The organism is Halolamina sp. CBA1230 (genome assembly GCF_002025255.2).
In the GTDB taxonomy this organism is placed as follows: Archaea; Halobacteriota; Halobacteria; order Halobacteriales; family Haloferacaceae; genus Halolamina.
Map to the genome: position 1 here is coordinate 1466589 of NZ_CP054587.1, position 12427 is coordinate 1479015.

Consider the following 12427-nt stretch of genomic DNA (forward strand, 5'->3'; position numbering starts at 1 on the left):
CTCAGTCGAGAAAGCGCTCGATCCGGGCGGTCGCCTCGCGAAGCTCGTCCATCCCGGTCGCGTAGGAAACCCTGAGGTGGCCCTCGCCACCCTCGCCGAACACGCTGCCCGGGACGACCGCGACGCCCTCCTCGGTCAGCAGGTCCTCGGCGAACGCCTCGTCGTCGCCCGGACACTCGGGGAACACGTAGAACGCCCCTTCGGCCTCGAAGCAGTCCAGTCCCATCTCCCGGAACCGCGAGAGCACGTAGCGCCGGCGCCGGTCGTAGGCGTCGCGCATCTCCGCGACCGCGTCGTCGCAGGACCGGATCGCTTCGAGCCCCGCGAACTGGGCGGTCGTCGGCGCCGAGAGCATCGTGTACTGGTGGATCCGGTTCATCGCCTCGATCGCCTCCGGCGGCGCGAGCGCGTAGCCCAGCCGCAGCCCCGTCATCGCGTACGCTTTCGAGAAGCCGCCGATCACGACCGTTCGCCCGCGCATCCCCGGCAGCGTCGCGATGGAGTCGTGCTCGCCGCCGTAGGTGAGCGCGGCGTAGATCTCGTCGGCTATCACCGTCAGGTCGTGCTCGCGGGCGAACTCGGCGACGGGGGCGAGCGCGTCGGCGTCCATCACCGCGCCGGTGGGGTTGTTCGGGTAGCAGAAGATCAGCGTGTCCGCCGCCCCCGCGCCGGCGTCGCGGAGCGCGTCGATCGTGAGTTCGAACGCGTCCTCGGCCCGCGTCGGTACCGGGAGCACGTCGGCGCCGGCGAACGTGGCGGCCGGCCCGTAGGAGATGTAGGACGGCTGCGGGACGGCGACGGTGTCGCCGGGGTCGACCAGCGCGCGCATCGCCAGATCGACCGCCTCGCTCGCGCCGGCCGTGACGAGGATCTCGCTCTCGGGGTCGTAGTCGTGATCGTACCGGGCGACGTGGTCGGCGATCCCCCGCCGGAGGTCGGCCCGCCCGCGGTTGGCGGTGTAGGAGGTGCGGCCGCGTTCGAGCGCGTGGATCGCCGCCTCGCGGGCGGCCCACGGCGCCGAGAAGTCGGGTTCGCCGACGCCGAGGGAGATCACGTCGTCGGCCTCCTCGGCCAACTCGAAGAACTTCCGGATGCCCGAGGGCGGCGTCTCGCGGGCGCGGTCGGCGACCTTCATGGCGAGACGGAGAGCCGGTCGTCGTCGCGGTCGTCGCCGAAGTCGACGCCGCGGTCCTTGTACGTCTCCATCACGAAGTGGGTCACCGTCTGAGTCACCTCCGGGATCGGGGCGATCCGGTCCGCGACAAAGCCCGACACGTCCCGCATCGAGTCGCCGACGACGACCGCCGAGAAGTCGTAGTCCCCGGAAACGAGCCGCAGCGTCTCCACCTCGGGATGGTTCGCGATCCGGCCCGCGATATCGTCGTACTTCGTCTCGCGGTCGAGTTCGACGTTGAGTTCGACGTGGGCCTCGACGTGCTCCTCGTCGGCGTTGGCCCAGTCGACGACCGCCTGGTAGCCGTGGACGACGCCCGCGGCTTCGAGGTCGGCGATTGCCTCCTCGACCTCGGCCTCGGTGTGGCCGGTCTGGCGGGCGAGGTCGGCGGTCGACTGTCTGGCGTCCTCGAGCAGGAGCTCCAGCAGTTCGCGCTGGTCGGTCATACGTCGGGGTCGGGGCCGGGACCCAAAGGTCTTGCTCGGGCGTGGGAGCGGCTCCGGCCGGGCGGCGGCGGGGCGATCAGTCCAGTAACGGCGTCCCGTCCGCACGCGGTCCCAACTCCGGCCCGTAGGGGCCGCCGTCCATCTCGACGCGGCGAGTCCGCTCGTAGTCGGTGGAGCGTTCCGCGAGCGGCCGGCCGATGGCGCCCACCATCTCGACGTAGTCGGCGACGCTGCGGAACTCGCCGTGCTCGCCGCCGGCGCGGGTGGTGATCTCCTCGGAGAGGATGGTGCCCATGAAGTCGTCGGCGCCGCAGTTCAGCAGTTTGAGCCCGTGTTCGTCGCCGGATTTCACCCACGAGGACTGGATGTGGTCGATATTGTCGAGGAACAGGCGCGCGACGGCGACGACGAGCTCGTCCTCGTCGCGGCTGGCGCCGCCGTCGACGACGCCCGCCTCGTAGAGGGGGGTCTGCTGGTGGATGAAGGAGAGCGGGACGAACTCAGTGATCGCACCCGTGCGGTCCTGCAGGTCGCGGATGACCTTGAGGTGTTTCGCGCGGTGCATCTCGTTCTCGACGTGGCCGTACATCATCGTCGAGGTGACGGGCAGCCCCGCCGCGGCGGCGCCCTCCATCGCGTCGACCCACGCCGCGGTGTCCATCTTCCCCGGGCAGATCACCTCGCGCACCTCGTCGACGAGGATCTCCGCGGCCGTGCCGGGCGCCGAATCCAGCCCCGCCTCGCGGAGTCGGCGGTAGATCGACTCGTAGGAGCGGTCGGTCCCTCGGCGGGCGTGGTACGCCTCCTCCGGCGTCATCGAGTGGAGGTGGACGCCGCCGACCGACATGGCCGCCAGCTGCTCGACGTACGTCCCGGGGTCGGTTTCGTACCGCTCGGGCGGCTTGTAGTTCACCGTTTTCGCCGGATTATCGTAGCTCTCGAGGATCTCACGGTGTTCCCCGTCCAGCGCGAACGCGGGGTGGAGGCCCGAGACCGAGGTGACCTCGTAGATCCCGCGGTCGAGGCCGTCCTGAACCGCCTCGCGGCTCTCGGCGGGCGTCTTCGTGAACCCCGTGTGCTCGACGTCGGAACCCTTCTCGAACGCGCTGTCGGGGTTCTTGAAGTTACAGAACAGACAGCCGGTGTTGCAGGCGGTCGTGACGTTGTTGTTGAGGTTGGCGACGAACGTCACGGTGTCGCCGACTTCCTCGGCGCGCCGGCGGTCCGCGAGTTCGAGCACGCGCTCCTTCCGCGCGGCGTCGATCCCCGGCGACTCGGTGCCCGTGGTCAGCAGTTCGACGGCGTCGTCGACGGTGAGTCGCTCCCCGTCGGCGGCTTTCGCGAGCGCGTTCTCGAAGGACTGGTCGCTCTCGGGGACGCAGTCGAACTCGAGCGCCCCGTCGTCGAGATCCGCCGCCGTGGTCATACAGGGAGGGGGCCACGGAGCGCCAAAAACCGTGCGGTGGGGGCGACCTGGTCGTGTGACCCTCTCGACCCACGACCGTGTATAGCTCCACGCGAAACGGAGGGGTCCTGCCCATCGATGTGAAGATTGAAGGTCGCTGCCGCCCCCGCTCCGCGTGTGACTAGCGTCAAGGAGTTCCGCGTCGACCGGGCGCCGACCGACGACGAGCTCGGCCGGGGGCGGTTCGTGTTCACCGACGACTACTCCGTGTTCGACTGGGGGCCGATGCCCGACACGATCCCCGAGAAGGGTCGGAGCCTCTGCACGATGGGCGCGGACAACTTCGAACGGCTGGCCGACAACGGCGTGGCGACCCACTACCGCGGCGTCGTCGCACCCGAGGACGCCGGCGAGGCGGCGCCGGCGGCGCGCGACCTCGCGGCCGTCGACGGCCCGCCCCGGCAGATGGCGATCGACCTCACGGCCGTGCCGGAGCTCACCCACGGCGAGGACGGGTACGAGTACGACCAGTTCCACGCCGCGGCCGGGGACCACTACCTCGTCCCGCTGGAGATCGTGTTCCGGAACGAGGTGCCCGTCGGCTCCAGCCTGCGCAGTCGCAAGGAGCCCGAGGACGTGGGACTCGACCGCCCTCGCTGGCCCGACGAGGCGGTGTCGCTGCCCGAACCGATCGTGGAGTTCTCCACGAAGTTCGAGGAGCAGGACCGCTACCTCGACGAGGCCGAAGCCGAGCGGATCGCCGGCCGCGCAGACCTCGACGACCTGCGGGAGACCGCGCTCGCGGTGAACGAGACGATCACCGACCGCGCCGCGGAGACGGGGTTCGTCCACGAGGACGGCAAGATCGAGTGTCTCTGGGTCGACGGCGAGGTGCGCGTGGCGGACGTGGCGGGCACGTTCGACGAGAACCGCTTCGCGTACGACGGGCAGGAACTGTCGAAGGAGGTGCTCCGGCAGTTCTACAAGTCCTACGACCCGGACTGGGTCGCCGCCGTGAAAGACGCCAAAACCCTCGCCGACGCGGAGGGCGTCGCGGACTGGAAGTCGTTCTGCGAGGAGACGCCCGCCGATCTCCCAGCAGACGTACGAGAGACGGCCAGCGAGATGTACGCCGCCGGGACGAACGCCTACACGGGACGGGAGTGGTTCGAGGCGCCCGCTATCGAGGACGCCGTCGACGCCGTGCGGGGGCTGTAACGCTCAAAACTTTTGCCGGTCGGGCCGCGGGTTCCGGGTGTGCTGCCCTCCACCGACAGCCCGATCGGCCGACGCGCCGCGCTCGCGACGGGCGTCGCCGCCGCGTCGTCGCTGGCCGGCTGTACGACCGTCCGCCGGATTCGACGACTGTACGACGACCCACACACCCACCACAGCGACGCCACCCTCGGCGAGCCGCCGGAGCCGTGGCCGACGCTCGGCCACGACGCCCGCCGGACCGGATACCGGGAGACGGCCCCCGATATCGCCGCCGAGCCGACGATCGAACGCGTCGGCGGCGGCGGCGGCGAGTTCCGCGACACCGCGCCGGCGGTGACTTCCGAGGCGGTGTACGCGACGACGGTGTCCTACGCCGACGACGGCCGGACTCGCGGGTTCGCGGCGACCGGGCGGGACGGCGAATCGTGGTGGGAGCGGCAGTGGGAGGACGGCGACGTGCCCGCGGCGCCGACGATTCACGGGGAGACGGCGCTGCTCTCGCGGGGCAGGACGACCGTCGCCGTCGATCGCCGGTCCGCCGAACTGCGGTGGGAGTACGCCGCCGGCAGCGGCGACGGCGTCCCGACCGCCGTTGGGGAGACGGTGTACCTCCCCGGACGGCGACTGCTCGCGCTCGACGGCGTGACCGGCGAGTGCCGCTGGGCGGCCGACGACCTGTCGAACCCGCCCGGCCCGGTCGCGGCCACCGAGTCGACCGTGTTCGCGGAGGGTGACGGAACGCTCTACGCGGTCGACGCCGCCGACGGGAGCGTTCGCTGGCAGGAGAGCGTCCCCGAACCGGGGTACGACGCGCCGGTCGTCGGCGACGCGGTGGTCGCAGTGATGGGCTCGGAGGGGCTTCTGCAAGCGATCCCCCGGGGCGACGACGCCGAGCGCTGGCAGCGACAGGTCCCCGGCGGGCAGGTCGCGCCGTCGGTCGCCCACAGCCGCGTCTACGCGGTCAGCGACACGGACGATAGCCTCCTCGCGTTCGACACCCACACCGGCGAGACCGACTGGTCGACCGGCCTCGGCCCGACGGTCGACCACCGGGTCGCCGTCGGCGGCGGGACGGTGTACGCGATGGGGTACGACGGATCGATCGAGGAGGACGTGCTGTTCTGTGTCGACGCCGCCAGCGGCGAGGTCCGCCGGACGGTGCCGCTCCGGACCGCCGCCGACGAACCGCTCGTCACCGAAGGAACGGGCGTCGCGCTCGCCGACGACGGCGTGCTGTTCCCCGCGGGCGTCGACGGGGAGTACGGGATCTACCGGCTCGGGTGAACCCCGGTCTCAGAGCAGCGAGGGGAGGAACAGCAGGGCGAGGAAGAGATGCCAGACGACCGCGGCTTGCCGGGTCTGCGATCCCGACCCGGGCTGGGGCGGCCGCCGGAACACGGCGTCGTAGATGAACAGCGTCGCGAGGAGAGCACCGCCGAGCAACCCGAGTCGGAACTCGACGTCGGTCAGCGCGCCAACGGCAGACCCCCCACCCAGAGAGACAGCGATCGCGACCAGTACCTTGTCGTAGTAACTGAGAGATCGCATCGTCATCGCACTCCTCCCTACACGTCTCAGACTGAAAAGCGGCCGAGCCGACCGCCCCGACTGAGGACGCCGAACCACGACTCGACGGCTCCCGATACCCACGAATATGCATACACGTCGACGACCACAACCCCTTTTACGCACGGACGAACATACTCAGTCGATGACCGCCTACACCGCGACGGTGACGGTGCGGCTGAAGCGCGGCGTGCTCGATCCGGAGGCCGACACGACCCAGCAGGCGCTGGAGCGGCTGGGGTTCGAGCTCGCGGATCTGCGCTCGGCCGACCAGTTCGAGGTGGATCTGGAGGCCGAGAGCGCCGACGCCGCCGCCGAGCGCGCCGACGAGATGGCCGAGCGGCTGCTCGCGAACCCGACGCTGCACGACTACGACGTGGCGGTGGAGGAACGAGCCGGATGACTGTCTCGGCCTCCGACTGCGACCGACAGGGTTCCACCACCCGGAGGTGGTTTTCGTGACGGTCGCAGTCGTCCAGTTCGGCGGCTCGAACTGCGACCGCGACGCAGTGCGGGCGCTCGACCGCGTCGGCATCGACGCCGAGCGTGTCTGGCACGAGGACGGCCTCCCAACGGGGACGGAGGGAGTCGTCCTCCCCGGCGGGTTCTCCTACGGCGACTACCTCCGGGCGGGCGCGATGGCCGCCCACTCGCCGATCATGAACGAGGTTCGCGCGGCCGCGGCGGACGGGACGCCCGTGCTCGGTGTCTGTAACGGTGCCCAGATCGGCAGCGAGAGCCGGCTCACCCCGGGGGCGTTCACCACGAACCGCAGCGCGCGCTTCCAGTGTGAGGACGTGTTCCTTCGCGTCGAGAACGCCGAGACGCTCTGGACTGCGGCGTACGACGAGGGCGAGGTGATCGAACTCCCGATCGCTCACGGCGAGGGGCGGTTCGAGATCGACGACGCGGCGTACGAGGAACTGGTCGAGGAGGACCGCGTGCTGTTCCGCTACTGCGACGCCGACGGCGAGGTGACCGACGAGGCGAACCCCAACGGCTCGAAGGGGAACGTCGCGGGCGTGCTGGGCGAGCGCGAGAACGTGGCCGTGTTGATGCCGCATCCGGAGCGGGCTTCGTTGGCGGAGTTGGGCGGGAGTACGGACGGGCAGGGCGTTCTGGAGGGGCTGGCGTAGGAGGTTTCGGGGCGTTTTGGGCGTTTCTTCGACGACCCGGGGTTATCGACGACTCGAACAGCAACAGTAGCAGCATCTCGGTACTCCATGACGGCTGCGACCGCAACAGCATCTCGGTACTCCATGACGGCTGCGACCGCAACAGCATCTCGAAGCATGACCACTTGTACCGCAACCGCGACCGCACAGCGATGGTCTTCCCCGCATCCTCGCGGGTCACTCCGTTCCCCGCTCGGTTTTCCGCGGCCTCCCGTCGGTCGGCCGCGCCATCCTCCCCACGGGCTCGCCGACCGTTGGCGAGCCCTCGCGTCCACCGCGACCGCACCGCCACGACTGTCGGCGCGAAACGCGAGCGGCGACGGCCGCGAGCCAGCGCGAGGGACGAACGAGCGAACGGACGTGAGCGAGAGAGTCGGCTGGGGAGGTGTATGGGCTGTGCGGGGCGGTGCGGTCACAAGTGGTCTACGATCGAGATGCTGTTCGCGGTCACAGTCTCGATGATCAGCGTGTTGCTGTCCGCGGTCGCCGTCTCAACGCTCAAAACCAAGCCAGAAACACCGACCAGACCACCAAACCCGAAAACTACCGAGCTAACGGCATGTTGAACGACTGCTCCTCCTCCAGCACCAGCTCCCACGTGAACTCACACTCACACTCGACCTGCTCGAACACCGAGGGGTCCTGCCGCAGGTCGAAGTCCTTGATCGCGCGCTGCACGCGGTCGTCGCACTCGCCACAGTTGTGCGGGCCGCGATCCGACCCGTGGCCGACGGGGTCCGACACCACGATCGCGTCGACGTCCGTCGTCGTCCGCAGCACCTCCGCGACCGACCAGAGCCACGGCGGCCGGTAGCCGCCCTCGTAGAACAGCTCGTCCACCATCGTGTAGCGCTGGACGTTACAGGGGTTCATCGAGACGGTGTGACAGCCATCGACCGCGCCACAGCGCCGGACGCTGGACTGCATGTCCTCCAGCGCCTCCTTCTCCGAGAGGAACGGCGGCTTCATCAGCAGGTACGCCTTCACGCCGGCGTCGCCCGCCCGCGCCTCCACGCAGGCGTCCTCGAACGCCGCGAAGTCGAAGTACTTGTTCACGCAGTCGTGGCGCACGCGGTCGGTCGCAGTCTCCAGCCCCACCGCGACGTCCGTCTCGATGCCGCGGTCCGTGAACTCCCGGACCTTCTCGCGGTCGACGAAGTCCGGCAGCGACTCGACGACGATCCGGTCCCGATCCGCGAACGTATCGGCGATCGCCTGCCGCGTCTCGGCGGGCACCTCGCGCTCGTCGAGGAACGAGCCGGAGGTGTAGATCTTGATCAGCCCCGACTCGTCGTCGGCCTCCTCGGCCTCGTGGTCGAGACAGTGCTGGATCTGCTCCATCAGCGCGTCGTGGCTCACGCTGCCGCCCTCGACGGACTCGGCGACGTAGCCACACATCGTACACCCCCCCGCCCGCGCCCAGCGACAGCCGCCGGTGTTGAGGATGATCGTCAGGCTCTGGTACACCCCGTCAGGGGTGTTGTCCTCGTCGATCCACACCCGGGTGGGCTCGCGGGGGTCGTAGCTCTGGTCGTTCTCCGCGCGGATGTCGCGCATGGCCTGGTTGTGCGCGTCCATCCCCCGCCCGCGCTCGTACACTTCGGGCGTCGGCTCGCTGCTCATGGCCTGGCTCCGCCGGGCACGCGGAAAACGGCTTCGACGCGGCGTTACTCCTCGGCTTCGACGGCGGCGATACCGGGGGGCCGCCCGAGAACCCACCATCCCACGGCGCCCAACACGGCACCGACGGCGTCGGCGACCAAATCGAGGACGGAGATCCCCCGCCCCGGAACGAACCCCTGCAGGAGCTCCACGACGCCGCCGAAGGCGGTCACGACGACCACGACGGCGATCACGCTCCGGGCGGTTCGGGCACGCAGCGCGACCAGCGCGGCGACGGCGAGCACCGCGTAGCCGGCGACGTGGAGGAGTTTGTCGACGCCGACGGGGCCGACGGTGCCGCCACCCGCGCCCGCACTGCCCGGGACGAGCGAGGCGGCGAGAACGGCGACCCCGACGGCAACCGGGAGCCAGCGACGAGCGTCCATACCCGTGGGTGGAACGACGGGTCCAAAGCCGTTGTGCGACCGGGCTGTCGACGCTGGGGGTGGATTTATCTCGTCCGGCGCGGAACACCCGTCCATGTCCGAGCCCTCCACCCTCTCGGAGAACCGCAATCTGCTGATTACCGTCGCCGTGGGCGCGTTGATCGTTCTCCTGTTGCTGGCCCTACTCGGGGGCCCCGGCGCGGTCGGGTTCCTCGGTTTCGTCGTCTACAGCGTCGTCTGGCTGGCGGTTCTGGCGGTCGTGCTGTGGCTGTTCTATCGTCTAGTCGTCGCCGCCGAGCGCATCGCCCACGCCCAGCAACGCATCGCCGCGGCGCAGAACCCACCCAGCGGCGCGCGAGCGACGACGGATCGGACCGTCGACGCCGCCGGGAGCGAAACGGCCAGCAGCGACCGTGACAGCGACGAAGACGGGACGGCGAACGACACCGAAACTGACGAGACGGGGACCGACGACACCGGATCGAACGACACGGCGGCCAGCGACGAGGACGACGGAACGGACGCCGCGTAGCTTTCACCGGATTCACAGGAACTTTCACACGTCCCCCGTACTCGCGAACGATGAGCGGTAAGAAACGGTTCACCCCCGAAGAACTGGCGCGCCTCCCCGAGTTCCACCACCCCCGCGTGGGGCCCGACGGCGAGCGGATCGCGTTCTACTACGACGGCACCGGCCGGAACGAGCTGTACGTCCAAGAGGTCGAGAGCGGCGAGCGCCGTCGGATCAGCGACGGCGAGGTCCCTCGGGCCGCGCGCTGGCCCATCGCGTGGGACGCCGACGGCGACCGCGTGTTCTTCCACCTCGACGACGCCGGCGACGAGCAGAACGACGTCTGGGCGATCGACCTCGACGGCGACGCCGAGCCCGTGATCGAGACGCCCGGCCAGGCGTCGCTGCAGGACGTGGCCGACGACGGCCGCCTGCTGTACGCCAGCGACGAGGGCGAGCAGATGAACCTCTACCTGTTCGACCCCGACAGCGGCGGGTCCGAGCAGCTGACCGAGAACGACGAGCCCGTTCGCGGCGGGAGCTTCTCGCCCGACGACGACCGGATCGCCTACACGACCAACGAGACGGAGGCGATGGAGAACCGCGACGCGTACGTGCAGGAGCTCGAGACGGGGGAGAGCCGCCGGCTCGAGATCGGCGAGACGGGCTCCCAGACCGCGGCGGTCGACTGGCACCCCGACGGCGAGCGCCTGCTCGTGCGCGACGACACCGAGGACTTCACCAACGCCGGCGTCTACGACCTCGAACGCGACGAAGTCCGGTGGCTCAGCGCCGGCGACGCCGAGGAGAGCCCACAGGCGTTCGGCCCCGACGGCGACCGGGCGTACGTCCTGCGCAGCGAGAACGCCGGCCGCGCGCCGATCGTCTACGACGTCGACGGCGGCGGGCCGGAGCGCCTCGACCTCGCGGAGGGCGTCGCCTCGCTCGCTGGCGGCGAGCATTTCCTCGCGGACGGCCGCCCCGTGTTCACCCAGACGACGCCCGACACGCGCTCGTCGCTGCTGGCGTACGACGGCGGGACGACCGAGACGCTGATCGAACCCGACTACGGCGACATCGACCCCGACGCGTTCGTCGACGCCGAGTACGTCACCTACGAGTCCGCGGACGGCCTCGAGGTCGGCGCGCTGCTGTACGACGCGCGGGACCGGCCCACGGGCGAGGAGAGTGAGCAGACGCCGGGCGTCGTGAAGGTCCACGGCGGCCCGCACGGCCAGTCGATGCAGCGGTTCGACCTCTACGCCCAGTTCCTCGTGAGCGAGGGGTACTCGGTGCTACTGCCGAACTACCGCGGCTCGATCGGCCGGGGGCGGGAGTTCCAGCAGGCGATCCTCGGCGACTGGGGCGGCGCCGAGCAGGAGGACATCGCCGCCGGCGGCCGCTGGCTGGCCGACCGCGAGTTCGTCGACGCGGACCGACTGGCGGTGTTCGGCGGCTCCTACGGCGGCTACTCGGCGTACTGCCAGCTCACGATGCATCCCGAAATCTGGACGACGGGCGTCGCGTGGATCGGCATCACCGACCTGAAGCTGCTGTACGAGGAGTCGATGCCCCACTTCCAGGCGACGCTGGAACAGCAGCTCGGCGACCCCGAGGAGAACGAGGCGCTCTGGCGGGATCGCTCGCCGATCACCCACGTCGGGGACATGGAGGCGCCGGTGTTCGTCGTCCACGGTGTCAACGACCCGCGCTGCCCGGTGTCGCAGGCGCGCGTGTTCCGCGACGCGCTGCTGGACCGCGGCTGGGAGGAGGGCCCCGACGGCGAGTTCGAGTACGAGGAACTCGAAGAGGAGGGTCACGGCAGTTCCGACGCCGAGCAGAAAGTGCGGGCGTTCGGGCTGATCGGGGAGTTCCTGGATCGACGGCTGTAACAGTCGGTCGTCGCGGGAGTTCGTTGTTCGGGAGGGGATCCGGTATCTCTCGGTGAATAGCCCCTGTGAATCGGGTAGTCAGCGAGTCTGCTTCCTTCTCGATATTCACTCACTGGCGCTCTGCACATCACGAGAAGTGAGAACGAATAGGATCATCCCGATGACCAACCCCAAGACTGCTCCCAGCGGTCCCAGGAGTAAGGCGCCGACGACCATGGTGACGAACCCGATCCCTAACACCAGAATCGGATGGGGGGCACTGTTCTCTGTCACGGATGTTCTATTGATCGGTCATATTTAATAATCTATTCGTCGCCGTCCGTCAGACCAAAGCAATGCAGCCGATCCGCGGGTACGGTTCCGCCGTATCTATCGCTGGTGTTCCTCCCCTCGCTGAAAGAAGCCAGTCAACACCAACTGAGAGCGCCCACACCGAAACGCGTCGACGCGGCTACTCCCGGCTCACGATCACGGCGGTCCGGATGTCGAGCGCGGCGTCGAACTCGCTGCCGCGGCGGGTCTCGGCGCCGATCCGGAGCAGTTGGCGCTCGTGTGTCCGGCGGACCGCGCGTTTCTCCTGGGGCGTGAGCGGGAGCACCGACGCCACCCCCTCCCAGTAGTCCGGCGGGACGAAGAACAGTTCCCGGCAGTCGTCGGCGTACGGCGACTCGAACTTCCGGCGCAGCGACGCCAGACAGTCGGTCAGGTGAGCCTCGACCCGTCCCAGGAGTTCGGGAAGTTCTCGCGGGCCGACGTCGTCGGCGGTCGCGACCTGCTGGAGCACCGCGGCGTCGAACGGGACCGCGTCGGCGTCGGGCACGGGGGCGGTCTCGACGCCGTCGTCCGGGTTCGGCGGCGTATCCGGGCGTCTCATGGCTGCCTCGCCGGGCGGCACGGTCGGTCGAGGGGGAGAGAACGGACGGCAGTCGAGAGGAGCATACACCTACTTGTGCGTTCTCGGGGATAAGGAGCGCGGCAACCTACTGGTTCCG

Annotated in this window: 13 protein-coding genes; 6 read left to right on the forward strand and 7 right to left on the reverse strand. The window is 69.6% G+C overall.

Going from position 1 to position 12427, the window contains the following annotated elements:
* Position 1: 1 nt before the first annotated feature.
* The 3 genes from B4589_RS07630 to cofH form a co-directional block, all read right to left on the reverse strand.
* Positions 2-1135 (reverse strand): pyridoxal phosphate-dependent aminotransferase, encoded by a 1134-nt coding sequence (locus B4589_RS07630; protein WP_079233704.1) that lies wholly within the window; start codon positions 1133-1135, stop codon positions 2-4.
* A complete protein-coding gene (locus tag B4589_RS07635) occupies positions 1132-1620 on the reverse strand; it encodes an Lrp/AsnC family transcriptional regulator (protein WP_079233705.1) in 489 nt (162 codons plus the stop codon). Before B4589_RS07635 ends, B4589_RS07630 begins: the two co-directional genes overlap by 4 nt.
* Positions 1621-1696: 76 nt before the next feature.
* Positions 1697-3046 (reverse strand): 7,8-didemethyl-8-hydroxy-5-deazariboflavin synthase subunit CofH, encoded by a 1350-nt coding sequence (gene cofH, locus B4589_RS07640; RefSeq protein WP_176330508.1) that lies wholly within the window; start codon positions 3044-3046, stop codon positions 1697-1699.
* Between the two features lie 156 nt (positions 3047-3202).
* Here cofH and B4589_RS07645 point away from each other — a divergent pair, with 156 nt between their 5' ends.
* Together B4589_RS07645 and B4589_RS07650 are read left to right on the forward strand one after the other, a co-directional pair.
* Positions 3203-4243 (forward strand): phosphoribosylaminoimidazolesuccinocarboxamide synthase, encoded by a 1041-nt coding sequence (locus B4589_RS07645; protein ID WP_079233707.1) that lies wholly within the window; start codon positions 3203-3205, stop codon positions 4241-4243.
* Between the two features lie 39 nt (positions 4244-4282).
* Positions 4283-5527: a PQQ-binding-like beta-propeller repeat protein gene (locus tag B4589_RS07650; RefSeq protein ID WP_176330509.1), complete on the forward strand. Its 1245-nt coding sequence runs from the start codon at positions 4283-4285 to the stop codon at positions 5525-5527.
* A gap of 9 nt (positions 5528-5536) precedes the next feature.
* On the opposite strand, the gene B4589_RS07655 is transcribed toward B4589_RS07650, so the two are convergent.
* Positions 5537-5791, reverse strand: a complete 255-nt coding sequence (locus B4589_RS07655) for a hypothetical protein (protein WP_176330510.1) — start codon at positions 5789-5791, stop codon at positions 5537-5539.
* 163 nt (positions 5792-5954) lie between these two features.
* Between B4589_RS07655 and purS the strand changes: the two genes are divergently transcribed.
* Positions 5955-6212: a phosphoribosylformylglycinamidine synthase subunit PurS gene (gene purS / locus B4589_RS07660; RefSeq protein WP_079233709.1), complete on the forward strand. Its 258-nt coding sequence runs from the start codon at positions 5955-5957 to the stop codon at positions 6210-6212.
* 55 nt (positions 6213-6267) lie between these two features.
* Entirely contained in the window at positions 6268-6945 is a 678-nt protein-coding gene (purQ, locus tag B4589_RS07665) for a phosphoribosylformylglycinamidine synthase I (RefSeq protein ID WP_079233710.1), read from the forward strand.
* A gap of 582 nt (positions 6946-7527) precedes the next feature.
* On the opposite strand, the gene B4589_RS07670 is transcribed toward purQ, so the two are convergent.
* Together B4589_RS07670 and B4589_RS07675 are read right to left on the reverse strand one after the other, a co-directional pair.
* A complete protein-coding gene (locus B4589_RS07670; RefSeq protein ID WP_079233711.1) occupies positions 7528-8607 on the reverse strand; it encodes an archaeosine biosynthesis radical SAM protein RaSEA in 1080 nt (359 codons plus the stop codon).
* A gap of 44 nt (positions 8608-8651) precedes the next feature.
* Positions 8652-9032 (reverse strand): VanZ family protein, encoded by a 381-nt coding sequence (locus B4589_RS07675; protein ID WP_158081152.1) that lies wholly within the window; start codon positions 9030-9032, stop codon positions 8652-8654.
* A 94-nt stretch (positions 9033-9126) separates the two neighbouring features.
* Here B4589_RS07675 and B4589_RS07680 point away from each other — a divergent pair, with 94 nt between their 5' ends.
* Both B4589_RS07680 and B4589_RS07685 read left to right on the forward strand, forming a co-directional pair.
* Positions 9127-9564 (forward strand): hypothetical protein, encoded by a 438-nt coding sequence (locus B4589_RS07680; protein ID WP_079233713.1) that lies wholly within the window; start codon positions 9127-9129, stop codon positions 9562-9564.
* A 50-nt stretch (positions 9565-9614) separates the two neighbouring features.
* On the forward strand, positions 9615-11435 hold the full coding sequence (locus B4589_RS07685) for a S9 family peptidase (RefSeq protein ID WP_079233714.1): 1821 nt from the start codon (positions 9615-9617) through the stop codon (positions 11433-11435).
* 451 nt (positions 11436-11886) lie between these two features.
* Here B4589_RS07685 and B4589_RS07690 read toward each other — a convergent pair whose 3' ends face one another.
* Positions 11887-12309 (reverse strand): hypothetical protein, encoded by a 423-nt coding sequence (locus B4589_RS07690; protein WP_079233715.1) that lies wholly within the window; start codon positions 12307-12309, stop codon positions 11887-11889.
* Between the last annotated feature and the right edge of the window lie 118 nt (positions 12310-12427).

Coding starts and splice junctions, on each gene's coding strand:
- B4589_RS07670 (WP_079233711.1), bottom strand. CDS start 8,607: ATGAGCAGCGAGCCGACGCCCGAAGTGTACGAGCGCGGGCGGGGGATG.
- B4589_RS07680 (WP_079233713.1), top strand. CDS start 9,127: ATGTCCGAGCCCTCCACCCTCTCGGAGAACCGCAATCTGCTGATTACC.
- B4589_RS07635 (WP_079233705.1), bottom strand. CDS start 1,620: ATGACCGACCAGCGCGAACTGCTGGAGCTCCTGCTCGAGGACGCCAGA.
- B4589_RS07685 (WP_079233714.1), top strand. CDS start 9,615: ATGAGCGGTAAGAAACGGTTCACCCCCGAAGAACTGGCGCGCCTCCCC.
- B4589_RS07690 (WP_079233715.1), bottom strand. CDS start 12,309: ATGAGACGCCCGGATACGCCGCCGAACCCGGACGACGGCGTCGAGACC.
- B4589_RS07675 (WP_158081152.1), bottom strand. CDS start 9,032: ATGGACGCTCGTCGCTGGCTCCCGGTTGCCGTCGGGGTCGCCGTTCTC.
- B4589_RS07630 (WP_079233704.1), bottom strand. CDS start 1,135: ATGAAGGTCGCCGACCGCGCCCGCGAGACGCCGCCCTCGGGCATCCGG.
- purS (WP_079233709.1), top strand. CDS start 5,955: ATGACCGCCTACACCGCGACGGTGACGGTGCGGCTGAAGCGCGGCGTG.
- B4589_RS07655 (WP_176330510.1), bottom strand. CDS start 5,791: ATGCGATCTCTCAGTTACTACGACAAGGTACTGGTCGCGATCGCTGTC.
- cofH (WP_176330508.1), bottom strand. CDS start 3,046: ATGACCACGGCGGCGGATCTCGACGACGGGGCGCTCGAGTTCGACTGC.